This window comes from Streptomyces sp. NPDC045022, assembly GCF_056432605.1.
The window spans coordinates 82339-108547 of the sequence record NZ_JBWKIR010000018.1; the positions used below are offsets into that span (position 1 = coordinate 82339).

Sequence of the window (26209 nt, forward strand, 5' to 3'; positions counted from 1 at the left end):
ACCGACTGGTTAGTCTGTCGTGCGGCAGAGCCGATTGCGCACCGTGTCGAAGGAGACCGATGGTGGAAGCCGTGCAGGATGCGGGAGTGGTCGTCACCGGAGCGGGCGGTGGGATCGGGGCCGCGCTGGCCCGCAGGTTCGCCGCCGAAGGAGCCCGGGTGGTCGTCAATGACCTGGACCCCGGCAAGGCCGAGGCGGTGGCCGAGGAGATCGGCGGGATCGCCGTGCCGGGCGACGCCTCCGCGATCGTCGGCGACGCCCGCGACGCGCTGGGCGGGACCGTGGACGTCTACTGCGCCAATGCCGGCGTCGCCTTCGAGGACGCGGCCGGCGACGCGGCCCTCGACGAGAAGTCCTGGGCGCTGTCCTGGGACGTCAACGTCATGGCGCACGTCCGCGCGGCCCACGCGCTGCTGCCGGACTGGCTGGAGCGCGGTCGTGGCCGATTCGTGTCCACCGTCTCGGCCGCCGGACTCCTCACCATGATCGGCGCCCCCTCCTACAGCGTCACCAAGCACGGCGCGCTGGCCTTCGCCGAGTGGCTGTCGCTGACGTACCGCCACCGGGGTGTGGCCGTGCACGCCATCTGTCCGCAGGGCGTCCGTACCGACATGCTGGCCGCCACCGGCAGCGCGGGCGACCTGGTGCTCCAGCCGACCGCGATCGAGCCCGAGGCCGTCGCGGACGCCCTGTTCCGGGGCATCGACGAGGACCGCTTCCTGATCCTGCCGCACCCCGAGGTCGCCGAGTACTACCAGGCACGGGCCGCCACGCCCGACCGCTGGCTGACCGGCATGAACCACATCCAGCAGAAGTGGGAGGCCGCCCGGTGACCGCATCCCCCTACGCGGCCCGCCCCTGGCTGGCCCTCCTCGACGAGACCCAGCGCGCTCCCGTGGATCCCGCCGACTCGCTCGTGCACGCCCTGCGCGGTGCGGTCGCCGAGGTGCCCGACCGGACCTTCCTCACCTACTTCGACGCCCGGCTGAGCTACCGCGAGGTGGACCAGCTGACCGACTCCGTCGCGGCCCACCTCGCCGCGCGCGGGCTGGAGCGCGGCGACCGGGTCGCCGTGCTGCTGCAGAACTCCCCGCACTTCGTCCTGGCCCTCCTCGGCGCCTGGAAGGCGGGTGCGACCGTCGTCCCGGTCAACCCCATGTACAAGTCGGCCGAGGTGACGCATGTCCTGCGGGACGGCGAGGTGGCGGCGCTGATCTGCTCCGACCGGGCCTGGGAGGCGTACCTCAGGGACACGGCCGCCGACTCACCGGTGCGGATCGTGCTGACCGGCTGCGAGCTGGACTTCCAGACGCGCGACGACGCGCGCGTGCTGTCCTTCGAGCGGCTGCCCCAGGCTCCCGACGCCGACGACCTCGTGGCCGTCGCCCGGCAGGGCGGCAAGGCGCCCGAGGGCCGCGCGCCGCGTCCGGACGACATCGCGCTGATCAGCTACACCTCGGGCACCAGCGGCGCCCCCAAGGGCGCCACCAACACGCACCGCAACATCATGCACAACGCCGAGCGGCAGCGGACCGGGCTCGGCCTGCCCGAGGCGCCGGTCTACTACGCGCTCGCACCCCTGTTCCACATCACCGGCATGGTCTGCCAGTTGGGTGCCTGCCTGACCAGCGCGGGCACCCTGGTGCTCACCTACCGCTTCGAGCCCGGAGTCGTCCTGGAGGCGTTCGCCGAGCACCACCCGCACTACACGGTCGGCCCGTCCACCGCCTACATGGCGCTGGCCGCCCACCCGGACGTCACCCGCGAGCACTTCGCCTCCTTCGTGAACATCTCCTCGGGCGGGGCCCCCGTGCCGCCGGCCCTGGTGGAGCGGTTCCGGGAGCGCTTCGGGCCGTACATCCGGGTCGGCTACGGCCTCACCGAGTGCACCGCCCCCTGTGCCTCCGTCCCGCCCGGCCTGGAGGCGCCCGTGGACCCGGTCTCCGGGACGCTGTCCGTGGGCCTGCCCGGCGCGGACACCCTCGTGCGCATCGTCGACGAGCAGGGTGCGGAGGTGCCGCTCGGCGAGCAGGGCGAGATCGTCGTACGCGGGCCCCAGGTGGTCCCCGGTTACTGGCGGCGCCCCGAGGCCACCGCCGAGACCTTCCCGGGCGGCGAGCTGCGCACCGGCGACATCGGCTTCATGGACGAACAGGGCTGGCTGTACGTCGTCGACCGCAAGAAGGACATGATCAACGCGTCCGGCTTCAAGGTGTGGCCCCGCGAGGTCGAGGACGTCCTGTACACCCACCCGGCGGTGCGTGAGGCGGCCGTCGTGGGCATCCCCGACGGTTACCGTGGGGAGACCGTCAAGGCCTACATCAGCCTCCGTCCCGACGCCGAGACGGACCCGGATGAACTCGCGGCGTACTGCAGGGAGAGACTGGCCGCCTACAAATACCCGCGTCAGGTGGAGATCCTGCCCGACCTGCCCAAGACGGCGAGTGGGAAGATCCTCCGTCGGGAACTGCGTTCCCGCGCGCACGACAACAGCGACGCCGTTCAGTAGGCGACGAGGAAAGGCAGGTGGCGGCAGTGCCCAGGACGACGGACGGAGACGGGCCCCCCGTTCCACAGCGGCTGCTGGCCGCCGCCACCCGGCTCTTCGCCGAGCAGGGCTACGACCGTACCTCGGTGCAGGAGATCGTGGAGGCGGCCGGCGTCACCAAGGGGGCGCTGTACCACTACTTCGGCTCCAAGGACGACCTCCTGCACGAGGTGTACGCGCGCGTGCTGCGTGTCCAGCAGGAGCGTCTCGACGCGTTCGCGGACGCCGACGAGCCGGTCGAGAAGCGGCTCAGAGCCGCGGCGGCGGACGTCGTGGTCACGACGATCGAGCACCTCGACGACGCGATGATCTTCTTCCGCTCCATGCACCACCTGAGCCCGGAGAAGAGCAAGCAGGTCCGCGCCGAGCGCCGCCGCTACCACGAACGCTTCCGCGCGCTCGTGGAGGAGGGCCAGAAGACGGGTGTCTTCTCCACGGCCACGCCGGCCGACCTGGTCGTGGACTACCACTTCGGCTCGGTCCACCACCTGTCGACCTGGTACCGCCCCAACGGCCCCCTGGCTCCCCAGGAGGTCGCCGACCACCTCGCCGACCTGCTGCTGCGGGCGCTGCGGCCGTAGGACCGGTGCCCGCCGCGCCGCCTAGCCGATGATCTCCTTGAAGAACAGAACGGCCGTGGCGGCCGCACCGCAGCCCGCGCTCACCGCGACCGGCCACGCGCTGCCCGCCAGCGCTGCCAGGACGGTGGCACCGACGCCGGCCAGGGCGGCCAGCAGGAACACGAGGGCGGCTCGCTGAGTGAGGAGCGGGCCGTCCCGGCCGGGCCGCGGACGGTCGGACCGGGACACCCTCGGACTCCTCACCTGGCGCCGCGGGCCGGGGCGCCCACCGGTTCCCGGGGCGGCGTGCTGACACCGTCCTGCTCCGACAGCAGCCACGGGTCCTGCGCGGGACGGATGAGCGTGAAGTGGATCCGGCCGTCCGCGTGCACCCGGACGCCGTGCACCGCCGGTTCGGGCAGGCTGTTGTAGTGGAACGGCGTCGAGAAGTAGTAGGCGCCGGTGTCCGGGACGACGACCAGGTCGCCGGGCTGGAGCGACGGCAGCGCGCGGTCGCGTGCCAGCAGGTCGCCGGCGAAGCAGGCGGGGCCCGCGACGTCCTGGCGTACGGGCCTGCCCCGCTTGGCCGCGCCGGACCCGTCGTGCGCCTCGATCCGCAGCGGCCAGGCGTCGGGGTTGAACACGGTCCGGGTGGCGACCTGCACGCCCGCGTGGGTGACCGCGATCGGCCGGCCCCCGGCGTTCTTGGTGTACTCGACGTACGCGGCCAGGAAACCGTTCTTGGCGAGGAGCGAGCGGCCGAACTCGGTGACGACCTGGTACCTGCCCCCGAAGAGCCTCGGGGCGTGGGCCCGCAGCTGTTCGACGTACGTCGCGAAGGTGGGCGTGACCTCGTCGTCGGCGAAGTTGACGGGGAGTCCGCCGCCGATGTCGATGCCCGTGACCCGGCCCGGGCCGAAAGCCGCCTCCACCTGGTCGGCGAACTCCACCGCCTGGGCCACCCCGCGGGCCATGAGGTCGAGGGGGCAGCCCTGGGACCCGGTGTGCGTGTGCACCCAGGTCAGCCACGGATGCTCGCCGAATGCCCGCATCAGCCGCTCCCGGTTGCCCGGGTCGGTCAACGGGACGCCGAACTTCGAGGTGCTGGTGGCCGTGCTCATCGCGGCGATGGTGCCGCCGCCGATCTGGCAGTTGACGCGCACCCCGATGCGCGAGGTCGAAGCGCGGTGCGCGAGCACCCGCTCGATCCGCTCCAGTTCCTGGAAGTTGTCCGCGTTGACGGTCACTCCGAGGGCCAGGGCCCGTTCCAGCTCCGCCTGTGTCTTGGCGGGAGCGTCGAAGACGATCCGGTCGGCGGGGAAGCCGGCCGCCAGCGCCCGGGCCAGCTCACCCGCGGTCGCGACCTCGCAGCCCATGCCGAGGTGCTTCAACTCCCTCAGTACGGGGACGAGGCAGTTGGCCTTCGCGGCGAACGTGTGCAGGACGTGGGGCAGTTCGGGCGGGCCCGGGAAGGCGTCGTGCAGGGCCCCGACCGTGGCCTCGACCCCGTCGAGGTCGACGAAGGCGGCCAGCAGGGCCTCTTCCGGGTGCAGCAGTTGCTGCCGAACGGCTTCCCGCAGGATGCGTTCACGCCGCGCGGCGGCGGGGGTCACAGCGGTCATGGTGAGCCTTCCGGTGTCGGGATCACGGGCCCGGGTCGGTCCCCGAGCGCAGTCCCAGACTGCTGGCCGTGACCGCCTGCCGTCTTCGTCGATTCGTCAAAGGCGCCCCTCTCACGACGGCGGCCGGACCGGACGACCGGACCCCGCCGTACGCGCCGTTGTGCGCCCCGACGACAACAGGGCCCCACCTTGGTGCGCACGGACGAACGCCGGGCCCGACGGGCCCCCGGTGCCACGGCCACGGTGCCGCCGGCGGGACCGGCCGGATCCCGGTGTCACGGCCACGGTGCCGCCGGCCGGACCCGCCTGTCCCCGGTGTCACGGTGCTGCCGGCGGACCGGATCCCGTTCCCTTGTCGTGCCCCCGCAGTCGTAACTGAAGGTGCGCCAGCAGCCGGGCGTCCGGGCTGTCGAGATCGAGATCCGAGACCGCGGTGATCCGGCCCAGCCGGTACCGCAGACTGTTGGGGTGGACCGAAAGGCTGCGAGCGGCGGCGGACACGTCACCGAAGTGGTCGAGGTAGGCCCGCAGGGTCTCCACAAGGCGGCTTCCGTTCTGCTCGGCGTCGAACGCGGTCAGCCGCGCCACCGACGTCCCCGGCGGCAGTTCCACGTCACGCAGCCCTTCGACCACCTGCATGATGCCGATCGTGTCCGCGACGTCCTCGACCCGCGCGACAGCGCGTGATCCCCCGGCCCGGGCGAGGGCCTTGAGAGCCAGCTCCGCCGACCGGCGCGACTCGGCCGCCCGCGCCAGCGCCGGGACCACGTCCCCCAGTCCGACTCTCACCTGCCGGGCGGTCGTGGCGGACAGCTGAGCGGCCAGCGACTTCCCGACCTCCGTCACCTGCTCGCCGGCCTGGTGCGGGTCCAGCGCGCCCACCAGTAGCAGGGCCCGCCCGCCCGCCGGCACGACCACGATCCGGTGCCGGAGGAGCGCCGCGCAGTGCAGGGTGAGCAGGGCGTACATTCTCGACGGGTCGCCGTACGGGTCGCTCGACGGGTCGTCGGACCGCTCGTCGGACGGGTCCGCGGACGAGGCGTCGTCGGGGGTGCCGATCGCGAAGCCCACCGCCAGGACGGCGCAGGGTTCCTGCGCCGGCAGCGACGCCCGCTCGGCGAGGACCTCGGCGGAACCGCGCTCCTCCAGCAGCGCACGCGCCGCGTCCTCCACCAGACGGCTGTCCGCACCGCGCGTGCGGTGGTGGAGCAGGTGCGCGGCGGCCGTACGGGAAGCCGCGCGCAGGGCCTCCGCCGCGTTCGGGGACAGGGGCCGGCCCGCGACCGCGGCCACCCATACGGACCCGAGCACCTCGCCGCCCGCCCGGACGGCACACACCAGGCGCTCCGGGTCCTCCCCGCGGGCCCGCCGGTAGAGCACGTCGTCCGTTCCCCACAGGGCGCGGAAGAACCCCGCCTCCCGCATGGCGGCCACGCGCCAGGACGGAACGCGCCGGCCGAGGATGGTCAGCCGGCGCAGCTCGTCCACGTCCTCCTCGGTCGAGGAGTACGCCAGCACGTGGGACTCCGTGTCCTCGATGGTCACCGCGCCGCCGACCAGGGCGGCCACCGCGTCGGCCAGCCCGTTGAGGTCCCCCAGGGCCAGCCCCGCCGCCGCCGGCACCGGCGGGACCCCCGCCGAGGCAAGCCCGGCCCGCACCAGTCCGACCAGCTGGGACCAGGGACACCAGGCGGTGCGGAAGAGCACCGCCGTCCCTGCCTCCTCGGCGACCGCCCGCAGCGCCCCGGCGGCCCGTTCGGGACGGCCCGGCCCGAACACGACGCCGCAGGCTCCCGCGACGCCGGCCCGGCGTACGACATCCACCGCGTGGGCCGACCCGGCGTCGACGCCGACCGCGAGCAGCAGCTCCCCTGCCCGGATCTCGGGGTCCAGCACGTCCAGTACGGTGACACCGGTGACGGCCACCGCCAGTCCCCCGGGTGCCGTGTCCAGTTCCAGGGCCCCGGAGCCCACGACGGACAGCAGCCGCTCCAAGGTCACTCTGGACTCCGCCGCCGCGCCCCACCCCGGCTGGTCCCGCAGGTCCGTCATGCTTCCCCCACTCCACGCGCCGCCGGCCGTCCCCGGCCGGTTCCGGAAGGGGTACGACACCACACACCGGACGAGCACTCAACCGCGCACGGGAACACGGGGGAGCACCGGGGCGGCGATACGGGAGGGAACCAACGGGCGGTGGCGGTACGGGAGTCGGGCCGGTGTGGCGGAGGTACGGGAGACACACGCGAAGAGCGCGGTGCACGGGACGGGAGCGACGGGCCTCGGCGGTAGGGGCGGGAGCGGCCGATGCGGTGGCGGTGTCCGCACCGGCCGGGTGCTCACAGGTGCTTCTTCAACTCCCGCCGCGCCAGCGACCGCTGGTGCACCTCGTCCGGGCCGTCGGCGAGCATCAGGGTGCGGGCGCTCGCGTACAGCTCGGCCAGCGGGAAGTCCTGGCTCACGCCGCCCGCGCCGTGCAGCTGGATCGCGCGGTCCAGGATGCCGACCACCGCACGCGGAGTGGCGATCTTGATGGCCTGGATCTCGGTGTGGGCGCCCTTGTTGCCGACGGTGTCCATCAGCCAGGCCGTCTTCAGCACCAGCAGCCGCAACTGCTCGACGGTGACCCGGGCGTCGGCGATCCAGTTCTGGACCACGCCCTGCTGCGCGAGCGCCTTGCCGAACGCGGTGCGGGACCCGGCCCGCCGGCACATCAGCTCGATCGCCCGCTCGGCCATGCCGATCAGCCGCATGCAGTGGTGGATGCGGCCGGGGCCGAGCCGTGCCTGAGCGATGGCGAAGCCGCCGCCCTCCTCGCCGATCAGGTTGGACACCGGTACGCGCGCGTGGTCGAAGACCACCTCGGCGTGCCCGCCGTGCGAGTGGTCCTCGTAGCCGAACACCTGCATCGCGCGCGTGACGGTGACGCCCGGGGTGTCGCGCGGGACCAGGACCATGGACTGCTGGCGGCGGATGTCCGCCCCGTCCGGGTCCGTCTTGCCCATCACGATGAAGATCTTGCAGTCCGGGTTCATCGCCCCGGAGATGTACCACTTGCGGCCGGTGACGACGTACTCGTCGCCGTCCCGCTCGATGTGCGTGGTGATGTTCGTGGCGTCCGAGGAGGCCACCTCCGGCTCGGTCATCGCGAAGGCCGAGCGGATCTCACCCGCCAGCAGCGGCTCCAGCCACTGCTTCCGCTGCCGCTCGTCGCCGAACTGCGCCAGCACCTCCATGTTCCCGGTGTCGGGCGCGGCGCAGTTCGTCGCGGTCGGCGCGAGGTGCGGGGAGCGGCCGGTGATCTCGGCGAGGGGCGCGTACTGGAGGTTCGTCAGCCCGGCGCCGTGCTCGGCATCGGGGAGGAAGAGGTTCCACAGGCCCTGCCTGCGGGCCTCGGCCTTCAGCTCCCCGACCACGGCCGGGGTGTCCCACGGCGAGGCCAGCGCGGCCCGCTGCTCCTCGGCGACCGCCTCGGCCGGGTAGACGTACTCGTCCATGAAGGCGAGGAGCCTGGCGCGCAGTTCCTCGGTGCGTGCGTCGAACGCGAAGTCCATGTCCGGTCAGCCTTCCTGGAGAGTGGTCAGTCCGTGGTCGATGAAGACGGGCACGAGTGCGCCGATGCGGTCGAAGCCCCGCCCGACCGTCTGGCCCAGCGTGTACCGGTAGTGGATGCCCTCCAGGATCACGGCGAGCTTGAACCAGGCGAACGCCGTGTACCAGGAGACGGCGGAGACGTCGCGCCCCGAGCGCGCGGCGTACCGCTCGATCAGCTCCTGCGGGGACGGGTGCCCCGGCGCCTCGGCGGTCGTGGAGACGGGCGAGTCGGGCATCCCGAGCGGCTGGCTGTACATCACCAGCAGGCCCAGGTCGGTGAGCGGGTCGCCGAGCGTCGACATCTCCCAGTCGAGGATCGCCTTGATCCTGTCGTCCGAGCCGATCAGGACGTTGTCCAGCCGGTAGTCGCCGTGCACGACGGCCGGGGCGGGGGAGGCCGGCAGCGCGCGTCCGAGGGCCGCGTGCAGCTCGTCGATGCCGGGCAGCTCGCGGTTGCGGGAGGCGTCCAGCTGCTTGCCCCAGCGGCGCAGCTGCCGGTCCAGGAAGCCCTCCGGACGGCCGAAGTCCTCGAGGCCCACCGCGGCGGGGTCCACCGCGTGCAGCTCCACGAGGGTGTCGACCAGGGACAGCACCGCGTTCCGGGTGCGCTCCGCACCCAGCGGGGCGAGCTGCTGGGCGGTGCGGTACGGGGTGCCCTCGACGAACTCCATGACGTAGAACGGTGCCCCCTGCACGTCCTCGTCCTCGCACAGCAGCACCGGCCGCGGCACCGGCACCTGCGTCTGGTGCAGGGCGCTGATCACCCGGTGCTCGCGCTTCATGTCGTGCGCGGTGGCCAGCACATGGCCGAGCGGAGGCCGCCGTACGACCCACTTCGAGGTGCCGTCGGAGACCGCGTAGGTGAGGTTCGACCGTCCGCCCTCGATCAGCCGGCCGGTCAGGGGGCCGTTCACCAGACCGGGGCACTCGCGGTCGAGCAGGGCGCGCAGCCGGTCCAGGTCGAGTCCGGGCGGGTGGTCGGCGCTCATGAGGTCACTCCTACGAACGGGAGAACAAGACCCGACTCATGATGCCGACCGGTCGGTATGTCGTCCAGTGCAAGTGCCGAACGTAGTGCGAAACGTGATCGGAGCCACCATAGGACGACGGCTCCCCGACGCGCCGCCGGGGGAGCCGCCGGCCGCTTCGGGCCGGCCGGGTCAGTGGTCGTCCCAGTGGTCGCCGTGCTCGGCGTGCCGGTGTCCGTCATGCAGATAGTCGACGTGGTCGCCGTGCCGCACCCGTGCGTGGCCGCACTCGTCGTGGTGCACGTGCTCATGACCCGCGTGCGCGGTGTGCCCGGCCGGCTCGCACTCGTCCCAGTGGCCCTCGTGCTCCCGGTGCAGATGGCCGTCGTGCGCGTAGTCGAGGTGGTCGCCGTGCGGCACGGCCGTGTGCCCGCAGTCCGGGCCGTGGCTGTGTGTCGCGTGTTCGGTGTGCTCCTGGTGGAGGGTGGTCATGGTGCTCACCTTCGGGGTACGGGGGTGTTGACGACGGACAGGCTGCCACGCGAACGGGACATATCAGGGCATCCCGGTTGCGTGGCGTTCGAGCTCCCCGGAGGGTCAGGGCATGAAGGGCATCAGCTACAGCCGCTACGGCGGACCCGAGGTACTGGAGTACGGCGAGCTGCGCGACCCCAAGGTCGGCCCCGACCAGGTGCTGGTCGAGGTGCGTGCCGCGGCCGTCAACCCGGTCGACTGGAAGTGCCGTGAGGGCCATCTCGACGCGCTCCTGGACGCCGTGTTCCCGGTGGTCCCCGGCTGGGACGTCAGCGGGGTGGTCGTCCGGCCCGGTGCCTCGGTCACGGAGTTCTCCGCCGGCGACGAGGTCATCGGTTACGTCCGCGAGGACTTCCTGTCCCGGGGCACCTTCGCCGAGTACGTCGCCGCGCCCGTCCGCACGCTGGCCCGCAAGCCGCGCAACCTGTCCTTCACGGAGGCCGCCGGACTCCCGCTGGCCGGGCTCACCGCCTACCAGGTGCTCGTCAAGGCGCTGCGGGTCGGGCGCGGCGAGACCGTGCTGGTCCACGCGGCGGCCGGCGGGGTCGGCTCCCTGGCCGTCCAGATCGCCGCGCACCTCGGTGCCCGGGTGATCGGCACGGCGAGCGAGCGCAACCACGACCACGTCCGCGCCCTCGGCGGCGAGCCGGTGACCTACGGCGACGGCCTGGCCGAACGGGTGCGCGGGCTGGCCCCGAAGGGGGTGGACGCGGTGTTCGACACCATCGGCGGCGACACCCTCAGGACCTCCGCCGGCCTGCTCGCTCCCGGGGGCCGCCTGGCGTCGATCGCCGACCCGGAGGTGGCGGGTCACGGCGGGCGCTACTGCTTCGTCCGGCCGGACGCCGAGGACCTGGGGAAACTCGCCGAGCTGGCCGAACAGGGGGTGGTGTCCGTGCACGTACAGGAGACGTTCCCGCTGGAGCGGGCGGCGGACGCGCACCGGTTGAACCAGGAGGGCCGTACCCGCGGCAAGATCGTGGTGACGGTGGACCGGGAGCCGGCGGAAGGCGGCGCCTAGGGCCTCTCGTCTGGATCATGCCGGGCATGATCCAGACGAAAGGCACCCTAGGGTTCGTCCGGCACGGTCGGCCGGACAAGGACCTAAACCACGAGTACGGCCGCGCACACGGCCATCGCCACCGCGCACAGGGCCGCTGCCGTCGCGTGGCGGGGGGCGAGCGCGGGCGGTGGGGTGCCCCGGGACAGGGCGTGGATGCGGTGGTGGGCGACCTGGAGGAAGCCCAGCCACAGCGCACAGCACACCGCGCACCCGAGGATCCCCGTGGCCGACCCGCCGTGCAGGGCGCTCTTCGCGGCGAGTACGGCGGCCACGGCGGCGGACAGGGTCGTGCGGCGCCAGGCCAGCCGGGTGCGCTCGGGCTGCAGCCCGGGGTCCCGGCCCGCGGGGCTCACCCCTCCCATCCGACCAGCACCACGACGAGCATCGCGACAGCCACCACCGCGACGACCAGGCTCAGCAGCGCCGGGAACCGGGAGGCGGGCAGGTCCTCGCCGCGCCGCATCGCCCGCTCGCAGCGCACCCAGTGGTTCACCGCCCGCAGGGAACACAGCACACCGGCCCCCAGCAGCGCGAGCGCGAGACCGACCCGCCACGCCCAGCGCAGGTCCGGCAGGAACTGGTCCACCGCGAATCCGCCGCCGATCAGCGCGAGCGCGGTCCGTAGCCAGGCCAGAAAGGTGCGCTCGTTGGCCAGCGAGAACCGGTAGTCGGGCGTGCCACCCTCTTCCCGCACCAGGTCCGGCGCGAACCACAGCCGGATGTTCCGTACGAATTCGCTCACGCCGACGACCCTACCGGCGCGTCACCGGCCGGCCCGGAACACCCTCAGCCTCTCGTACGCGGCCAGCCCGTCCGGCACCCACTCCCACTCGCCGAGCCGCCGCTCGACCTCCTCCTCGGGCAGGAAGCCGTACCACTGGACCTCCTCCGCCTGGGGCCGCACCGGCAGCTCGCAGCGCACCTCGTACACCGCCGACCACCAGCTGTTCCCGGCCCCGTCGTCGTACAGGAACTTGAAGAGGAAGGCCGGCCGGGGCAGTCCGCTCACGCCCAGCTCCTCCTCGGCCTCCCGCAGGGCCGCCTCGTCGTAGGCCTCACCCGCCCCGACGACTCCGCCGACGAACATGTCGTACAGCGAGGGGTACACCAGCTTGGTGGCCGTGCGCCGGTGCACGAAGAGCCGGCCGGCCGCGTCCCGGGCCTGGATGAACACGCAGCGGTGGCGCAGCCCGCGGGCGTACGCCTCGCCACGTGGGTACTGGGCGATGACCTGGTCGTTCTCGTCGACGATGTCGAGGATCTCGTCAGCGGGGTTCATACCCCCATCCAAGCAGGCGGGTTCAGCGCCGCTGCAGGTCCCGGGCCGGGGGCTCCGCCTTCGCCGCACCGCACGGCATCGCCGGGTGCAGCCCGAGCAGCACGATGCCCGTGACGACGGCCGCGAGCCCGGCCGCCTCCCAGGCCAGCGCCCCGGTGTCGGTGCGCAGCCGGTCACCGAGGAAGCCCACCCCGCACAGGATCCCGGCGAGCGGCTCGGCCGCGGTGAGCGCGGGCAGTGACATGCGCAGCGGCGCGGTCTCGAACGCGCTCTGCACCAGGATCAGCCCGGTGACTCCGCACGCCAGCACACCGTACGGCTGCCAGCCGCTGAACAGCTCCGTGAAGCCGCCCTCGGAGAAGCGTGTGCCGCTCACCCGGGTCAGCGCGTCCTGCACGCCGTACAGCAGCCCGGCGGCGATGGCCAGCAGGACCGGCCCCCAGCTCAGCCGGGAGCGCTTGGCGTACGCCGTGAGCAGGAGCGCCGGGCCCACCATGGCGCCGATGATCAGCCAGTGCCGCAGCGGGTCGGCGACGGCGCTGCCGCCGCGCGGCTCGCCCGCCATGATGAACGCGCTCACCCCTCCCGCGAGCAGCAGCAGACCGGCCCAGCCCTGTCGGCCCAGCGGCTGTCTGGTCTGGTGGCGGGAGAGGGCGAGCGCGAACAGCAGATTGGTCGCGAGCAACGGCTCGACCAGGGAGATCTCCCCCCTGCCGAGCGCGATCGCGCCCAGCACCATGCCGGCCACCATCAGACCCAGGCCGCCCAGCCAGCGCGGCACCCGCATCAGGTCGAGCAGCAGCCGGGGCGAGAGGAAGTCGTTGAGCGGCGCCCGCTGTGCGACGTTCTGCTGCAGAACGAACCCGAAACCCAGACAGCAGGCCGCACCCACGGCGAGAAGGAGAACCAGAACGGACACGCTGCGTACCTCGATCATCCGGCCGGACCACGGACGGGCAGTGGCCGACTGTAGCGCTCCCGGGACGGCATCGACCCGGAGAGTACCCGGAACCTGGCGGTTGACTCGGTCACGCTGCCCGGTCGGTCAAGGGGGTGGATCGGGGGCGGCGGCGGGACCGTCCGGCCATGTTCCGGGTCCGGACCGCCCGGCGCCATGGCGCGCGCCACAGAAATCCGCCCGAACCCGGGGCGCGGACCGCCGGCCTGCGCTCATGCTCTCAAGTTCCTCTCGAGTCACGGAAGTTGAAGCCGTCAACACTCCGGTTCCGCTTGACGCCATCCGTGGCTCGGGGTTTGCTGTGTGTGATCGGTCGATGGCAGCCCGAGAAACAGGAAGTCCGCGGTGCCCCCAATCCCGCCTCTGCTCGGCGCTCGCCGGGCCCGCACGGACCCGTCCGGCGAAACCGCCCCGGACGACCGCGGCGCCTTCGACGACGCCCTCGACGCCCTCGACGACGCCGCGCTGCGCACCGCCCGGGCCGCGTTGGCCCAGGGCCGCCGGCAGGCCGCCCGCGCCCTGCTGCTGCACACCGGCGACGACTGGGACCGCCGCGGCCACCGCCTCACCGTGCTGGCGCGGGAGCCGTACGCGGCCGCCTGGGCACATGACTGGGTACGCACCGAGCCCGGGTCCGCCGACGCCGCCACGCTGTACGCCCTGGCCCTGGTCGAGCGAGCCCGGCGCGGCAAAGAGGAATCCGGCCGGGCCCGCGAGGCCTGCGCCACGGCCGCCGCGCTCGCCCCCGCCGATCCCACCCCCTGGCTCGGCCTGCTCCTGCTCGCTCGCGCCCTCGGCCCGGAGCGCGAGGTGCTCGGCACCTTCGCCGAGCTGCGCCGCCGCCACCCCGAGCACCACCACGCCCACCACCTGGTGATCGCCCGCCTCGCCGAGCGGCCCCCGGGCGGCCGCGCGGAGACCCACGAGGTGTACGACCTCGCCGAGCTGGCCGCCGCACAGGCCCCCGCCGATTCCCCGCTGGCCGTGCTGCCGGTCGTCGCGTACGCCGAGCGTTACCGGGTCCTCGCCGCCACCGGCCTGACCCCGGCCGACCCGGCCGCCTCCGGGCACTGGTCCGGTCCCCGGGCCCGTCGCATCCTGCGCGCCGGCTTCGACTGGTGGCTGGAGTGGGAGCACGACGAGCACCCCCGCCGCCACCTCGACCTCAACCACCTCGCCTTCGCCCTGTCCTGCGCGGGCCGCCCGGCCGAGGCGGCGGCCCTGTTCCAGCGCATCGGTGAGCACGCCACCCCGGCTCCCTGGTCGTACGCGCACCACGACCCCCTGACGGCCTTCCACGCGGCCCGCGCCCGCGCGCTCGGGCAGTGACAGGCCCGCACTTCCGCATCCGCGCGGCTCGCGCTGAGACACACGGCTTTCCGAGACGTACCTGAGAAGTGATTACGGAATTCTGACCGGCCGCCCGCTTCCCTGGCCGCGCGCGGCCCCGAGTGCTCGAATGAGTTTGTGAACCCTGAACAACCCGAGGAGCAGAACGGCCGGCCGGTCGGCCGCCGGGTCTTCCTCGGCACCCTCGGCCTGGGCGCGTTCGGCGTGGTCGCCGCGCCCGTACTCCAGCGCGGCCTCGAAGGCGTCCTCGGCACCGTCGCCGGCAAGGACCCCACCGGGCTCACCGGCCTGCTGCCCAACGGCGGCGGCTTCCGCTACTACTCCGTCGCCGCCTCCGTCCCGCACAAGAGCCCCGCGGACTACCGCCTCACCATCGACGGCCTGGTCGACCACCCGCGCAGCTACACCCTCGCCGAGCTGCGTGCCCTGCCCCGGACACGGCTGGTCAGGGACGTGCAGTGCGTCACCGGCTGGCGCGTCCCCGGCACCCCTTTCGAGGGCGTACGGCTCTCCCACCTGCTGGACGCGGCGGGCGTCCACCCCTCCGCCAAGGCGCTCCGCTTCACCTGTTTCGACGGCACCTACAGCGAGAGCCTCACCCTCGACCAGGCCCGCCGGCCGGACGTCCTGGTCGCCCTGCGCATGCAGGACAAGGACATCGGCCACGACCACGGCGGCCCGGTCCGCCTCTACGTAGCCCCGATGTACTTCTACAAGTCGGCCAAATGGCTCTCCGGGATCACGGTCACCGACCGGGTGAAGCCCGGCTACTGGGAGAACCTCGGTTACGACGTCGACGCCTGGGTCGGCCGCTCGAACGGACGGTCCGATGAGCGTACGAGCTGAGACCCCGGCCCCGCCGAGCGCCCGCGTCCGCCGCTTCAGCCGGGCCGAACGGTGGGTGCACCGCGGCACGGCGGCGCTGATGGGCGTGTGCGTGGTGACCGCGGCCGCCCTCTACATCCCGCAGGTGGCGGTCCTGGTGGGCCGCCGCGAACTGGTCGTCCGCGTCCACGAGTGGGCGGGACTCGCGCTGCCGGTGCCGGTCCTGCTGGGGCTGGCCTCCCGCGCCTTCCGCGCCGATCTGCGCTTCCTCAACCGCTTCGGACCGCACGACCGGCTCTGGCTGCTCGCCGCCCTCAGCCGCGACAGACGGCACGCCTCGCGTCCGGCCGGCAAGTTCAACGCCGGCCAGAAGATCTACGCGGCCTGGATCTCCGGGGCGACGCTGGTCATGCTCGGCACGGGCCTGTTGATGTGGTTCACCCGCCTCGCGCCGCTGATGTGGCGCACCTCGGCGACCTTCGTCCACGACTGGCTGGCCCTGACGATCGGCGTGGTCCTGGCAGGCCACATCGGCATGGCCCTGGGCGACCCGGAGGCGCGAAGAGGGCTGCGGACGGGGACGGTGACGAGGCAGTGGGCGGAGCGGGAACACCGTCTGTGGCGCCCGTAGGCGCCCTCCTCGGAACTCCGGTGTCGTCGGCCACGATGTCGAGCGGGCCCACCCGCTCCTCGACGCCCGCGGTCCCGGCGGCCGCCGATGTCGAGGAGGGGGTGAGCCGTCATCGCCGTACCGCTTCCAGGGCCTCTCGTTTGGATCATGCCCCGCTCCCTGATCCGGCACGATCCAAACGAAAGGCCCTAGATCACCAGGGACAGCAGCAGGACCAGGCCGCCGGCGACCACCGAGATGATCGTCTCCATCACCGACCAGGTCTTGACGGTCTGCCCGACGCTCAGCCCGAAGTACTCCTTCACCAGCCAGAAGCCGGCGTCGTTGACGAAGCTGAAGAAGAGGGAGCCGGCGCCGATGGCGAGGACCAGCAGGGCGGTGTGGGTGGCCGACATGCCGGCCGCGAGCGGCGCGACCAGACCGGCCGCGGAGACCGTCGCCACCGTCGCCGAGCCGGTCGCCAGCCGGATCACCACCGCGATCAGCCAGCCCAGCAGCAGTGCCGGGATCGACCAGTCCTTGGAGACGTCCAGGATCATCCGGCCCACGCCGGAGTCGATCAGTGTCTGCTTGAAGCCGCCGCCCGCGCCGACGATCAGCAGGATGCCGGCGATGGGCATCAGGCCCTTCTCGACGGTCTGCTGCAGGCGGTCCTTGCTGAATCCGGCGGGCCGGCCCAGGGTGAAGAAGCCGACGAGCACGGCGGCGAGCAGGGCGATCAGCGGCGAGCCGATGACATCGAAGACGCGCTGGGTCCGGTTCGCCGGGTCGTCGATGACGATGTCCACCAGCGCCCTGGCCAGCATCAGCACCACCGGCAGCAGCACGGTGGCGAGCGTCGCGCCGAAGCCCGGACGGCGCTCCAGCTCCTCCGAGGGGCGCTGCGGCAGCATGCGCTCGGGGGCCGGGACGTCCACCCAGCGGGCCGCGACCTTCGAGAACAGCGGACCGGCGACGATCACCGTCGGTATGGCGACGAGGATGCCGAACGCCAGGGTCAGGCCCAGATTGGCGTGCAGCGCGTCGATCGCGACCAGCGGGCCGGGGTGAGGCGGGATCAGCCCGTGCATCACCGACAGACCGGCGAGGGCGGGGATGCCGATGCGCATCAGGGAGTAGTTGCCGCGCTTGGCGACCATCAGCACGACCGGGATCAGCAGCACGATGCCGACCTCGAAGAACAGCGGCAGGCCGATCACGGACGCGATCAGCACCATCGCCCAGGGCATGGCGCGCCCGCCCGCCTTGGCGAGGATCGTGTCCACGATCTCGTCGGCGCCGCCGGAGTCGGCGAGCAGCTTGCCCAGGATCGCCCCGAGCGCGATCAGGACGCCGACGCCGGCCACCGTGGTGCCGAGTCCGGTGGTGAAGCTGACGATGGCCTTGTCGAGCGGCGCTCCGGCGACCGCGCCGAGCACCAGTGACCCGAGGGTCAGGGCCAGGAAGGCATGGAGCTTGAACTTGGTGATGAGCACGACGATGACGGCGATGCCCACCAGGACGGCGATGCCCAGCTGGGCGTGTCCGGCGGAGGTGATCGGCGCAGGCGCGTCCGCTGCCAGCATCTCGACGCTGAGTCTGGTCACGGGGTTCCCTTGTGATGTACGGGGGACGGGGGAGGTGCTACTCGGATGCGACGGGAAGCGCGGCCAGTGCGCGCACGGCGCGTTGGGTGATCTCCTGGGGGTCGCCGCTGACGTCGACGTCGACGCCCGCCTCGTCCGGCTCCAGGGGCTGCAGCGTGGCGAACTGGGAGTCCAGCAGCGCGGTCGGCATGAAGTGCCCCTGCCGCTGCCGCATCCGGTCCTCGATCTGCTTCCGGTCGCCCGTGAGGTGCACGAACACGATTCCGGGGGCGACGGCCCTGAGCCGGTCGCGGTACGACCGCTTCAGCGCCGAGCTGCTGACGACCCCGCCGAGTCCGGCCCGCCCGTGCGCCCAGTGCCCGATGGCGTCGAGCCACGGCCACCTGTCGCTGTCCTCGAGCGGGATCCCGGCCGACATCTTGTCGATGTTGGCCTTCGGGTGGAAGTCGTCGCCCTCGGCGTACGGCACGCCCAGCCGCGCGGCGAGCAAGGGACCGATGGTGGTCTTGCCCGTCCCCGCGACGCCCATGACGACGACGACCTGGGGGGTACGCATGACTGCCTCGCTGTCTTCCTCGACATCCGACGCCAGATCGGCGTCGCCACACTGAAACCCATTAGGTACGACGAATTCAAGAGTCTGTGACGTATAAGTCTGACTTTTTGGTTCCGTGATCCACGCCGTACGCTGAGTGCATGAGCACACCGGGCCGGGGGCTGCACGGCCGCGTACTGGACTCCCTCGGCCCCGCGATCACAGCGGGCGAGTACCCGCCCGGCAGCGTTCTGCGCACGGACGAACTCGCACAGCACTTCGAGGTGTCACGCTCCGTGATGCGCGAGGCGGTGCGGGTGCTGGAGTCCATGCACCTGGTCGAGTCCCGCCGCCGCGTGGGCGTGACGGTCCGCCCGAAGGCCGAGTGGAACGTCTACGACCCGCAGGTCATCCGCTGGCGTCTCGCGGGCGCCGACCGCCCGCACCAGCTCCGCTCCCTGACCGTGCTGCGGTCCGCGATCGAACCGGTCGCGGCGGGCCTCGCCGCCAAGCACGCCAGCGCGGAGCAGTGCGCCGAACTCACCGAGTGCGCGCTCGGCATGGTGGCCAACTCACGCGGCCACAAGCTGGAGGCGTACCTGATCCACGACATCGCCTTCCACCGGGCCGTCCTCAACGCCTCGGGCAACGAGATGTTCGCCCGCCTCGGCGACGTCGTCGCGGAGGTCCTGGCCGGCCGCACCCATCACGAGGTCATGTTCGAGGACCCCGACCCGGCTGCCGTCACCCTGCACGTGCGCGTGGCCGAGGCGGTCCGCGCGGGCGACGCGGTCCGCGCGGAGGAACTGACCAGGGAGATCACCGTGGGCGCCCTCCAGGAACTGGACATCCTGGCCCCCTAGCGGCGCTACCGGCGCTCTTCGGGGAAATCCGCGTCGACGTACAGCCACGCCCCGTCCACCCGCTCGAACCGGCTCCGCTCGAGCAGCGAACCGCCCCGGTAGGAGGCCCGGAAGGTCACCGTCCCGGCGGTGTGGAAGGCGGACCCGTCGGTGCTGCCGCGGATCTCCAGACCGGTCCACTTCATCCCGGGATCGAGGTCCAGCCGCTGCGGCCGGGTCCGGGGATGCCACGTCCGCAGCAGATACCCCGCGTCCCCCTTCACGAACGCGCTGTACCGCGACCGCATCAGCGCCTCGGCGGTCGGCGCGGCGGCCGAACCCGCGTGGAAACGGCCACAGCAGGCGTCGTAGGACCGGGGGAGCCCGCAGGGGCAGGTGCGCGTGGTCATGGCCTCATTCTGCCCGTGGCAGGGGAGGCGCCCGCCGTCGGCCGGGTGCACAGTGGAAGGGCCGAACCGCCGTGCCCTTCCGGGCCCGTAGCGCAGGGAGGAGAGACGGACGATGACCCGACCCGTGAGCAGCCGTCCTCCGGCCGTCAAGGAGTGGCGGCTGAACCTGTACCTGTCCGAGCACGACCCGGACACCACGGCCCGGATCGTCCTGGACACCGGCGACAACGTCCTGGAGAGCCACGCGGAGGCCCGCCGCAACCCCTACGACCCGGCGATGGCGGACATCGGCGACGAACTCGCCGCCGGACGCGCCCTCATCGCCATGGGCCGCATGCTGCTGCGCGCCGCCGACGGGGACATGAGGTCGACGGGAGCCGCCGAGACGGAGGGCGGCCCGGCCCCGCTGTGGCTGACCCGGGAGTGAAGGAGCCCCACCGTGCACTTCAGAAACCGTCTCGAAGCGGGACGGCGGCTGGGCGCTCGCCTCAGCCACCTCAGGGGCCGGGACGTGGTGGTGCTGGGGCTGCCGCGAGGAGGGGTGCCGGTCGCCGCGGCGGTCGCCGAGGCGCTCGACGCGCCTCTGGACATCTGCCTGGTGCGCAAACTCGGTGTGCCGTACCAGCCGGAGCTGGGCATGGGGGCGATCGGCGAGGACGGCGTGCGGGTGATCAACCAGGAGGTGCTGAAGGGAACCGGGGTCACGGCGGCGGACCTCGCACGGGTCGAGGAGGACGAGCGCCGGGTGCTTCGGGAACGGGCCGCGCGCTACCGGGGTGAGGTGCCCCGCGTCCCCGTCGCCGGCCGGACCGCGCTGGTCGTGGACGACGGAGTGGCCACCGGCTCCACCGCTCGGGCCGCCTGCCGGATCGCCCGGGCGTGGGGCGCGGCCCGTGTCGTGCTGGCGGTCCCCGTGGCCCCGCGCGACTTCGCCCGGAGACTGGGCACGGACGCCGACGAACTCGTCTGCCTGGCCACCCCCTGGGACTTCGCCGCCGTCGGCCAGTTCTACGCCGACTTCGCCCAGGTCGACGACGAGGAGGTCACCCTCTGTCTGCGGCGGGCCGCGAACCGCCACCCGCGCACCGCCGGCGCCGGTTCCACGGACCGGGAGGTGACGGTGGCGGCCGGCCCCGTGCGGCTGCGCGGGCGGCTCACCCTGCCCGACGGCGCCACCGGCGTCGTGGCCTTCGCCCACGGCAGCGGCAGCAGCCGGCACAGCCCGCGCAACCGGCTCGTGGCCGAGGGTCTGCACCGGGCCGGGCTCGGCACCCTGCTGTTCGATCTGCTCACCGACGAGGAGGAGGGCGACCGGAGCAACGTCTTCGACATCGGGCTGCTGGCCGGCCGGCTGCTGGACGCCACCCGCCGGCTGCGCGCGGAACCCGGCGTCGAGGGGCTCGCCGTCGGCTACTTCGGCGCCAGCACCGGCGCGGCCGCCGCCCTGTGGGCCGCCGCCGAACCCTCCGCGCGGGCCGCCGCGGTCGTCTCCCGCGGCGGCCGGCCCGATCTCGCCGGACCACGGCTGGCCGCGGTGACGGCGCCCACCCTGCTCGTCGTCGGCGGTGCCGATCCGCTGGTGCTCGACCTCAACCGGGACGCCCAGGCACGACTCCGGTGCGAGAACCGGCTCGAGGTGGTGCCCCGCGCCACCCACCTCTTCGCGGAGCCCGGCACGCTGGAGAGGGTGACCGAGCTGGCCCGCGACTGGTTCACGGACCACATGGCACCCGCGCACGTGTAGGCGCGGATCATGCCCGAGGGGCTCGTCACCCTGTGCCTCACGGGCGACGTCATGCTGGGCAGGGGCGTCGACCAGATCCTCCCGCACCCCGGCGATCCGGTCCTGCGGGAGGACCACGTGCGCGACGCCCGGGACTACGTCGCCCTGGCACAGGCGGCGAACGGACCGGTACCCCGGCCCGTGGACCACACCTGGCCATGGGGCGAGGCGCTGCCCGTTCTGGAGCGTGCCGCGCCGGACGTGCGGGTGATCAACCTGGAGACGGCCGTCACCCGGGACGGCGACTTCGCGCCCGGCAAGTCCGTCCACTACCGGATGCACCCGGCCAACCTGCCCTGCCTCGCCGCGGCCCGCCCCGACGTCTGCGCCCTCGCCAACAACCACGTGCTCGATTTCGGGCCGGCCGGCCTCGGGGAGACGCTGGACTCCCTGGCGGCGGCCGGGCTGCGCACCGCCGGGGCGGGCCGGGACGCGGCCGCGGCATGGCGCCCGGCGACCGTCCCGCTGCGGCCGGGCGGACGTGTCCTGGTCTTCTCCTTCGGGATGCCGTCCAGTGGGATCCCGCACAGCTGGGCCGCCACCGCCGAACGGCCCGGCGTGGCCCTCGTCACCGCGCCGACCGCGGCCGCCGCCCTGCGGTTCGCCGACCGCCTGCGGCAGGCCGAGCGGCCCGGCGACATCGTCGTCGCGTCCGTCCACTGGGGCCCCAACTGGGGCTACGCCGTCTCCCGCGACGAGGTCCGCTTCGCCCACGCGCTCGTCGACGCGGGCGTCGACATCGTCCACGGGCACTCCTCGCACCATCCACGGCCACCGGAGGTGTACCGGGGCAGGCTCGTCCTCTACGGCAGCGGCGACCTCGTCGACGACTACGAGGGCATCGGCGGCTACGAGCGTTACCGCGACGACCTGCGGCTGCTGTACCTGGTGTCGGTCGAGCCCGGCACCGGCCGGCTGACCGGTCTGCGGATGGTGCCGTTCCAGGCACGCCGGCTGCGCTTGGAGCACGCCTCGACCGAGGACACCGCCTGGCTGCGCACCGTACTCGACCGGTACGCCCGCGGCCTCGGCACCCGGGTCGAGCACGGAGCCGGCGGCACGCTCACGGTACGGCCCCTGCGCGGGGGCGCGCCGCTCTGAGGCCGGGACTCAGTGCCGCCCGCTCCCGCGCAGGAAACGGCGCAGCCGGGACAGCGGCCAGGTGTTGATCACGTCCTCCCGGGTGAGCCAGCCGCGCTGGGCGGTGCCGACGCCGTAGCACAGCTGCGCGAGGTGCGGGACGGAGTGGGCGTCGGAGGTCACGGCGAACCTCACCCCGTACGCCTTGGCGCGCAGGATGTCCTCGTCGCACAGGTCCAGCCGGTCCGGCTGAGCGTTGATCTCCAGCGCGGTACCGGTACGCGCGCAGGCCGCGAACACCTCCTCCCAGTCGGCGTCGACCCCCGGCCGCTTGCCGATCAGCCGGGTCGTCGGGTGCCCGATGATGTCGACGTACGGGTTCTCGCAGGCCCGCACCAGCCGTCTGGTCATGGCCGCCCGGTCCTGGTCGAAGTGGGAGTGCAGCGAGGCCACGCACAGATCGAAACCGGCCAGGAACTCCTGGGGCCAGTCCACCTCGCCGTCCGGACCGATGTTCAGCTCCGTGCCGTGCAGCAGCCGCATCCGGTGGTGGGTGCCGTCCAGCTCCCGCAGCCGCTCCCGCTGGGCGAGGATCTTCTCCTCGGTCATGCGCTGCATGTACAGGTTCGGCGCGTGGTCGGTGACCGCGTAGTAGGCGTGACCGCGCTCGGCCGCCGCCTCCACCATCGCCTCCAGCGGGGCGAGCCCGTCCGTGAGGTCGGTGTGGGTGTGCAGGTCACCGCGGATGTCCCGCTCGGTCACCAGCTCGGGCAGCTCACCGCGCAGGGCCGCCTCGATCTCCCCGCGGTCCTCCCGCAGCGCCGGCGGGATCCACGGCAGCCCGAGCCGTGCGTACACCTCCTCCTCGGTGCGGGACGCGACCGACTCCCCGCTCCCGGTGTCGAACAGGCCGTACTCGGACAGCTTCAGCCCGCGGTGCACGGCGATGGTGCGGGTGCGGATGTTGTGCGCCCGGGAACCGGTGAAGTACTGCATTCCGGCGCCCCACGACTCCGGCGGCAGCACCCGCAGGTCGACCTGGAGCCCCTTGGCCGTGCGCACCGACGTCTTCTTCGTGCCCCGCGCGATGACCTCGGCGGTGGCCGGCAGCTCGCACAGCGCCGCCATGAACGGCGCCGACCGTTCCGCCGCGACCAGGACGTCGAGATCCCCGACGGTCTCCCGCATCCGGCGCAGGGAGCCGGCGTAGGCGCAGCGCTCGCAGCCCGCCACCCCGGACAGCGCGGCGACGATCTCCTCGGCCGTGTCCAGCGCCGACGGCAGCGGCACCCGGGCGCCCGCCCGCCGGAGCAGCTCGATGCCGTGCCGGATGTTCTCCTGCGTCTTCTCGCCGAAGCCCCTCAGGTCGGCCAGCGCGTCCGCCTCGATGGCCGCGGCCAGCGCGTCCACCGACGAGATGTGCAGGTCCTCGTAGAGCCGCAGCGCCTTCTTGGGCCCCAGGGTGGGGATCGTGATCAGCTCCCGCACCCCGGCCGGGATCGCGGCCCTGCGCTCCTCGACCACCGCCATCCTCCCGGTGCGCAGGTACTCGACCACCTTCTCGGCGATCGACCGGCCCACGTTCGGGATCTCCCTGAGCCCGTCGGCGTCCATCCGCGCTATGTCGGCGGGATGGCCGCCGATGGCACGCGCCGCCTTCTCGTAGGCGCGGGCCTTGAAGGCGTCGCCTCCCGTGATCGCGACGAGGTCGGCGTACTCCCGCAGGAGCGCCTCGACCTCCTCGTTGCGCCGGGCCACCCCTCAAGTGTAGGAAAGCCCGATCGCCTTGACCTCAAGCTCACTTGAGGTCTCAGAATGATCTGCATGACCACCGAAACCGCAGACATCGAGGCCATCGAGCAGGTCGTCGCCACCGTCGAGCGCACCCAGCGCGCCAAGGACGTGGAGGGCTTCCTCGCGCTGTTCCGTCCCGATGCCCTCTGGACGACCGCCCATGGCAAGGTCCTCATCGGCTTCGACGCGATCGCCGAGTTCACCCGCGCCGTGCTGCCCGCCGCGAGCTGGGACGGTGAGGTCACCTATGAGGCGGTGCACACGCAGTTCCTGCGGCCCGACGTGGCGGCCGTCAAGATCCGCCAGATCTACCACTCGGCAGCGGGCGACACCGAAGGCGCTCCGCTGTACATCATGACCAAGCAGGATGACGGAAGGTGGCTGCTGCACGCATGCCAGAACACCGAAGTGCGGGCCGGTTAGCGTTCCGATGCGGGGCAGAAGTGCCTGAGAAACAGAAAAACCCCAGGTGAACTGGGGTTTTCGCTGGTGTCCGAGGGGGGACTTGAACCCCCACGCCCGATAAAGGGCACTAGCACCTCAAGCTAGCGCGTCTGCCATTCCGCCACCCGGACAAGGTGTCTGTCGTGCGAGGCTTCCCTTCGGCGGGCTTCCCTCGCGGCGACGAAGGAAACATTACCAGGCTTTCCGGGGTGGCCGATCACCCCGTCCCCGGAGCCGCTCGCAGGTGAACGGCGTGTGACGGGCCGGGACCGGTCTTGGGCCCGGGGCAGGGGCGGAGAGAGGATGAGGACACCACGGCAGGACGGCTCCGGCACGACGGCGGGCGGGACGGCCGGCGGACAGCCAGTAGTGACAGCGGGAGGAAGCAGCGTGAGCGAGACGGACACGGCCAGGAGCGTCACCGGCGAGGACGAGGTCGTGGACCTCTGCCGCGAGCTGATCCGGTTCGACACCAGCAACTACGGCGACCACTCCGGGCCCGGTGAACGCAAGGCCGCCGAGTGGGTCGCCGAGAAGCTCGCCGAGGTCGGGCTGGAGCCGCAGATCTTCGAGTCGCACCCGGGGCGCGCCTCGACCGTGGCGCGCATCGAGGGTGCGGATTCGTCCCGGCCCGCGCTGCTGATCCACGGCCACCTCGACGTCGTACCGGCCAACGCCGTCGACTGGACCCACCACCCGTTCTCCGGTGAGGTCGCCGACGGGTGCGTGTGGGGACGCGGAGCCGTCGACATGAAGGACATGGACGCCATGACCCTCGCGGTCGTGCGCGACCGGCTGCGCAGCGGGCGGCGGCCCCCGCGGGACATCGTGGTCGCCTTCCTCGCGGACGAGGAGGCGGGTGGCACCTACGGCGCCCGTCACCTGGTCGACAACCACCCCGGGCTGTTCGAGGGCGTCACCGAGGCGATCAGCGAGGTCGGCGGCTTCTCCTTCACCGTGGACGAGCAGCGCCGGCTCTACCTGATCCAGACGGCCGAGAAGGGCATGCACTGGATGAAGCTGACCGTGGCCGGTACCGCCGGGCACGGGTCGATGATCCACCGCGACAACGCCATCACCGAGCTGTCGGAGGCCGTCGCCCGGGTCGGCCGGCACACGTTCCCGGTGCGGGTCACCAAGACCACCCGGGCCTTCCTCGACGAACTGGGCGACGCGCTCGGCACCGAGCTGGACCCGGAGGACATGGAGTCCACCCTCGCCAAGCTCGGCGGCATCGCCAAGCTGATCGGCGCGACCCTGCGGAACACCGCCAACCCCACCCAGCTGAACGCCGGGTACAAGGTCAACGTGATCCCGGGCGAGGCCACCGCGCACATCGACGGGCGGTTCCTGCCGGGCCACGAGGAGGAGTTCCTCGGCGACCTCGACCGGCTGCTCGGGCCGCACGTCCGCCGCGAGGACGTGCACTCCGACAAGGCCGTCGAGACCACCTTCGACGGCGCGCTGGTGGCGGCCATGCAGTCCGCGCTGCTCGCCGAGGACCCCACCGCCAAGGCGATCCCCTACATGCTCTCCGGCGGCACCGACGCCAAGTCCTTCGACGACCTCGGCATCCGCGGCTTCGGCTTCGCGCCGCTGAAGCTGCCGCCGGAGCTGGACTTCGCCGGCATGTTCCACGGCGTGGACGAGCGGGTGCCGGTGGACGGGCTCCAGTTCGGTGTGCGGGTGCTCGACCGATTCATCGACGCGTCGTGAGGTCCTGCCCTCAGGTAATCGGGCAGCCGTACGAGATCGACTGAGAAGGGTGAATGCGACGATAGGCTCGTAGCTTCATTAGTTCCTCCT

The 26209-nt window shown here is 72.6% G+C and carries 27 protein-coding genes and 1 tRNA gene; 13 read left to right on the plus strand and 15 right to left on the minus strand.

Annotated features, from left to right (window positions below):
• The first annotated feature begins 59 nt into the window (after window positions 1-59).
• From AC07C1_RS27975 to AC07C1_RS27985, 3 genes are read left to right on the plus strand one after another with little or no spacing between them, the layout of a single operon-like run.
• On the plus strand, window positions 60-833 hold the full coding sequence (locus tag AC07C1_RS27975) for an SDR family oxidoreductase (protein ID WP_478943350.1): 774 nt from the start codon (window positions 60-62) through the stop codon (window positions 831-833).
• The gene (locus AC07C1_RS27980; RefSeq protein ID WP_478943352.1) at window positions 830-2509 is read left to right on the plus strand and encodes a class I adenylate-forming enzyme family protein; all 1680 of its coding nucleotides are present in this window, start codon (window positions 830-832) and stop codon (window positions 2507-2509) included. The genes AC07C1_RS27975 and AC07C1_RS27980 overlap by 4 nt, the downstream gene beginning before the upstream one ends.
• A gap of 26 nt (window positions 2510-2535) precedes the next feature.
• The gene (locus AC07C1_RS27985) at window positions 2536-3129 is read left to right on the plus strand and encodes a TetR/AcrR family transcriptional regulator (protein WP_478943483.1); all 594 of its coding nucleotides are present in this window, start codon (window positions 2536-2538) and stop codon (window positions 3127-3129) included.
• A gap of 21 nt (window positions 3130-3150) precedes the next feature.
• Here the strand turns inward: AC07C1_RS27985 and AC07C1_RS27990 are convergent, their stop codons facing one another.
• From AC07C1_RS27990 to AC07C1_RS28015, 6 genes are all read right to left on the minus strand, one after another.
• Window positions 3151-3357, minus strand: a complete 207-nt coding sequence (locus AC07C1_RS27990; protein WP_478943354.1) for a hypothetical protein — start codon at window positions 3355-3357, stop codon at window positions 3151-3153.
• Between the two features lie 11 nt (window positions 3358-3368).
• Entirely contained in the window at window positions 3369-4730 is a 1362-nt protein-coding gene (locus AC07C1_RS27995) for a type III PLP-dependent enzyme domain-containing protein (RefSeq protein WP_478943356.1), read from the minus strand.
• Between the two features lie 318 nt (window positions 4731-5048).
• Window positions 5049-6782 (minus strand): helix-turn-helix domain-containing protein, encoded by a 1734-nt coding sequence (locus AC07C1_RS28000; protein ID WP_478943358.1) that lies wholly within the window; start codon window positions 6780-6782, stop codon window positions 5049-5051.
• A 284-nt stretch (window positions 6783-7066) separates the two neighbouring features.
• Window positions 7067-8281, minus strand: coding sequence for an acyl-CoA dehydrogenase family protein (locus AC07C1_RS28005; protein ID WP_478943360.1), 1215 nt, complete (start codon window positions 8279-8281; stop codon window positions 7067-7069).
• Between the two features lie 6 nt (window positions 8282-8287).
• Window positions 8288-9310, minus strand: a complete 1023-nt coding sequence (locus AC07C1_RS28010) for a phosphotransferase family protein (RefSeq protein WP_478943362.1) — start codon at window positions 9308-9310, stop codon at window positions 8288-8290.
• Between the two features lie 171 nt (window positions 9311-9481).
• Window positions 9482-9781 carry a hypothetical protein gene (locus tag AC07C1_RS28015; RefSeq protein WP_478943364.1) on the minus strand — a complete coding sequence of 100 codons (300 nt, stop codon included), beginning with the start codon at window positions 9779-9781 and terminating at the stop codon, window positions 9482-9484.
• A gap of 112 nt (window positions 9782-9893) precedes the next feature.
• Here AC07C1_RS28015 and AC07C1_RS28020 point away from each other — a divergent pair, with 112 nt between their 5' ends.
• Window positions 9894-10844 carry an NADP-dependent oxidoreductase gene (locus AC07C1_RS28020; RefSeq protein WP_478943366.1) on the plus strand — a complete coding sequence of 317 codons (951 nt, stop codon included), beginning with the start codon at window positions 9894-9896 and terminating at the stop codon, window positions 10842-10844.
• Window positions 10845-10927: 83 nt separating this feature from the next.
• On the opposite strand, the gene AC07C1_RS28025 is transcribed toward AC07C1_RS28020, so the two are convergent.
• The 4 genes from AC07C1_RS28025 to AC07C1_RS28040 are packed head-to-tail and all read right to left on the minus strand — an operon-like array spanning window position 10928 to window position 13084.
• Window positions 10928-11248, minus strand: a complete 321-nt coding sequence (locus AC07C1_RS28025) for a DUF202 domain-containing protein (RefSeq protein WP_478943368.1) — start codon at window positions 11246-11248, stop codon at window positions 10928-10930.
• Window positions 11236-11628, minus strand: coding sequence for a YidH family protein (locus tag AC07C1_RS28030; protein WP_478943370.1), 393 nt, complete (start codon window positions 11626-11628; stop codon window positions 11236-11238). Before AC07C1_RS28030 ends, AC07C1_RS28025 begins: the two co-directional genes overlap by 13 nt.
• A 21-nt stretch (window positions 11629-11649) precedes the next feature.
• Window positions 11650-12165 carry an NUDIX domain-containing protein gene (locus tag AC07C1_RS28035; protein ID WP_478943372.1) on the minus strand — a complete coding sequence of 172 codons (516 nt, stop codon included), beginning with the start codon at window positions 12163-12165 and terminating at the stop codon, window positions 11650-11652.
• 22 nt (window positions 12166-12187) lie between these two features.
• Window positions 12188-13084: a DMT family transporter gene (locus AC07C1_RS28040; protein WP_478943374.1), complete on the minus strand. Its 897-nt coding sequence runs from the start codon at window positions 13082-13084 to the stop codon at window positions 12188-12190.
• Window positions 13085-13468: 384 nt separating this feature from the next.
• Here AC07C1_RS28040 and AC07C1_RS28045 point away from each other — a divergent pair, with 384 nt between their 5' ends.
• The 3 genes from AC07C1_RS28045 (at window position 13469) to AC07C1_RS28055 (ending at window position 15929) form a co-directional block, all read left to right on the plus strand.
• Complete coding sequence (locus AC07C1_RS28045; RefSeq protein WP_478943376.1) at window positions 13469-14452, plus strand: hypothetical protein; 984 nt, start codon at window positions 13469-13471, stop codon at window positions 14450-14452.
• A 138-nt stretch (window positions 14453-14590) separates the two neighbouring features.
• Window positions 14591-15319 carry a molybdopterin-dependent oxidoreductase gene (locus AC07C1_RS28050; RefSeq protein WP_478943378.1) on the plus strand — a complete coding sequence of 243 codons (729 nt, stop codon included), beginning with the start codon at window positions 14591-14593 and terminating at the stop codon, window positions 15317-15319.
• Window positions 15303-15929: a cytochrome b/b6 domain-containing protein gene (locus AC07C1_RS28055; RefSeq protein WP_478943380.1), complete on the plus strand. Its 627-nt coding sequence runs from the start codon at window positions 15303-15305 to the stop codon at window positions 15927-15929. Before AC07C1_RS28050 ends, AC07C1_RS28055 begins: the two co-directional genes overlap by 17 nt.
• Window positions 15930-16117: 188 nt before the next feature.
• Here the strand turns inward: AC07C1_RS28055 and AC07C1_RS28060 are convergent, their stop codons facing one another.
• Together AC07C1_RS28060 and AC07C1_RS28065 are read right to left on the minus strand one after the other, a co-directional pair.
• On the minus strand, window positions 16118-17515 hold the full coding sequence (locus tag AC07C1_RS28060; protein ID WP_478943382.1) for a GntP family permease: 1398 nt from the start codon (window positions 17513-17515) through the stop codon (window positions 16118-16120).
• Window positions 17516-17552: 37 nt separating this feature from the next.
• Window positions 17553-18071 (minus strand): gluconokinase, encoded by a 519-nt coding sequence (locus AC07C1_RS28065; protein ID WP_478943384.1) that lies wholly within the window; start codon window positions 18069-18071, stop codon window positions 17553-17555.
• Window positions 18072-18211: 140 nt separating this feature from the next.
• Between AC07C1_RS28065 and AC07C1_RS28070 the strand changes: the two genes are divergently transcribed.
• Entirely contained in the window at window positions 18212-18913 is a 702-nt protein-coding gene (locus AC07C1_RS28070; RefSeq protein WP_478943386.1) for a FadR/GntR family transcriptional regulator, read from the plus strand.
• Between the two features lie 5 nt (window positions 18914-18918).
• Here the strand turns inward: AC07C1_RS28070 and AC07C1_RS28075 are convergent, their stop codons facing one another.
• Complete coding sequence (locus AC07C1_RS28075) at window positions 18919-19302, minus strand: YchJ family protein (RefSeq protein WP_478943388.1); 384 nt, start codon at window positions 19300-19302, stop codon at window positions 18919-18921.
• A gap of 112 nt (window positions 19303-19414) precedes the next feature.
• On the opposite strand from AC07C1_RS28075, the gene AC07C1_RS28080 reads away from it, so the two are divergent.
• The 3 genes from AC07C1_RS28080 to AC07C1_RS28090 are packed head-to-tail and all read left to right on the plus strand — an operon-like array spanning window position 19415 to window position 22186.
• Window positions 19415-19729: a dsRBD fold-containing protein gene (locus AC07C1_RS28080; RefSeq protein WP_478943389.1), complete on the plus strand. Its 315-nt coding sequence runs from the start codon at window positions 19415-19417 to the stop codon at window positions 19727-19729.
• A 12-nt stretch (window positions 19730-19741) separates the two neighbouring features.
• A complete protein-coding gene (locus tag AC07C1_RS28085; protein WP_478943391.1) occupies window positions 19742-21046 on the plus strand; it encodes a phosphoribosyltransferase family protein in 1305 nt (434 codons plus the stop codon).
• A gap of 9 nt (window positions 21047-21055) precedes the next feature.
• The gene (locus AC07C1_RS28090) at window positions 21056-22186 is read left to right on the plus strand and encodes a CapA family protein (RefSeq protein WP_478943393.1); all 1131 of its coding nucleotides are present in this window, start codon (window positions 21056-21058) and stop codon (window positions 22184-22186) included.
• A 9-nt stretch (window positions 22187-22195) separates the two neighbouring features.
• Here AC07C1_RS28090 and polX read toward each other — a convergent pair whose 3' ends face one another.
• Window positions 22196-23923 (minus strand): DNA polymerase/3'-5' exonuclease PolX, encoded by a 1728-nt coding sequence (polX, locus tag AC07C1_RS28095; RefSeq protein ID WP_478943395.1) that lies wholly within the window; start codon window positions 23921-23923, stop codon window positions 22196-22198.
• A 57-nt stretch (window positions 23924-23980) separates the two neighbouring features.
• Here polX and AC07C1_RS28100 point away from each other — a divergent pair, with 57 nt between their 5' ends.
• Window positions 23981-24382 carry an SgcJ/EcaC family oxidoreductase gene (locus tag AC07C1_RS28100; protein WP_478943397.1) on the plus strand — a complete coding sequence of 134 codons (402 nt, stop codon included), beginning with the start codon at window positions 23981-23983 and terminating at the stop codon, window positions 24380-24382.
• A 64-nt stretch (window positions 24383-24446) separates the two neighbouring features.
• On the opposite strand, the gene AC07C1_RS28105 is transcribed toward AC07C1_RS28100, so the two are convergent.
• Window positions 24447-24534: transfer RNA gene (locus tag AC07C1_RS28105), tRNA-Leu, on the minus strand.
• Window positions 24535-24793: 259 nt separating this feature from the next.
• Between AC07C1_RS28105 and AC07C1_RS28110 the strand changes: the two genes are divergently transcribed.
• Window positions 24794-26119, plus strand: coding sequence for a M20/M25/M40 family metallo-hydrolase (locus AC07C1_RS28110; protein WP_478943399.1), 1326 nt, complete (start codon window positions 24794-24796; stop codon window positions 26117-26119).
• Window positions 26120-26209 lie beyond the last annotated feature (90 nt).

What these genes read in the sequence shown, in the direction of transcription:
- AC07C1_RS28100 (WP_478943397.1), top strand. Translation starts at nt 23,981, where the DNA reads ATGATCTGCATGACCACCGAAACCGCAGACATCGAGGCCATCGAGCAG.
- AC07C1_RS28010 (WP_478943362.1), bottom strand. Translation starts at nt 9,310, where the DNA reads ATGAGCGCCGACCACCCGCCCGGACTCGACCTGGACCGGCTGCGCGCC.
- AC07C1_RS28035 (WP_478943372.1), bottom strand. Translation starts at nt 12,165, where the DNA reads ATGAACCCCGCTGACGAGATCCTCGACATCGTCGACGAGAACGACCAG.
- AC07C1_RS28015 (WP_478943364.1), bottom strand. Translation starts at nt 9,781, where the DNA reads ATGACCACCCTCCACCAGGAGCACACCGAACACGCGACACACAGCCAC.
- AC07C1_RS28070 (WP_478943386.1), top strand. Translation starts at nt 18,212, where the DNA reads ATGAGCACACCGGGCCGGGGGCTGCACGGCCGCGTACTGGACTCCCTC.
- AC07C1_RS28080 (WP_478943389.1), top strand. Translation starts at nt 19,415, where the DNA reads ATGACCCGACCCGTGAGCAGCCGTCCTCCGGCCGTCAAGGAGTGGCGG.
- AC07C1_RS28065 (WP_478943384.1), bottom strand. Translation starts at nt 18,071, where the DNA reads ATGCGTACCCCCCAGGTCGTCGTCGTCATGGGCGTCGCGGGGACGGGC.
- AC07C1_RS28075 (WP_478943388.1), bottom strand. Translation starts at nt 19,302, where the DNA reads ATGACCACGCGCACCTGCCCCTGCGGGCTCCCCCGGTCCTACGACGCC.
- AC07C1_RS27975 (WP_478943350.1), top strand. Translation starts at nt 60, where the DNA reads ATGGTGGAAGCCGTGCAGGATGCGGGAGTGGTCGTCACCGGAGCGGGC.
- AC07C1_RS28090 (WP_478943393.1), top strand. Translation starts at nt 21,056, where the DNA reads ATGCCCGAGGGGCTCGTCACCCTGTGCCTCACGGGCGACGTCATGCTG.
- AC07C1_RS28020 (WP_478943366.1), top strand. Translation starts at nt 9,894, where the DNA reads ATGAAGGGCATCAGCTACAGCCGCTACGGCGGACCCGAGGTACTGGAG.
- AC07C1_RS28005 (WP_478943360.1), bottom strand. Translation starts at nt 8,281, where the DNA reads ATGGACTTCGCGTTCGACGCACGCACCGAGGAACTGCGCGCCAGGCTC.
- AC07C1_RS28000 (WP_478943358.1), bottom strand. Translation starts at nt 6,782, where the DNA reads ATGACGGACCTGCGGGACCAGCCGGGGTGGGGCGCGGCGGCGGAGTCC.
- AC07C1_RS28055 (WP_478943380.1), top strand. Translation starts at nt 15,303, where the DNA reads ATGAGCGTACGAGCTGAGACCCCGGCCCCGCCGAGCGCCCGCGTCCGC.
- AC07C1_RS27995 (WP_478943356.1), bottom strand. Translation starts at nt 4,730, where the DNA reads ATGACCGCTGTGACCCCCGCCGCCGCGCGGCGTGAACGCATCCTGCGG.
- AC07C1_RS28025 (WP_478943368.1), bottom strand. Translation starts at nt 11,248, where the DNA reads ATGGGAGGGGTGAGCCCCGCGGGCCGGGACCCCGGGCTGCAGCCCGAG.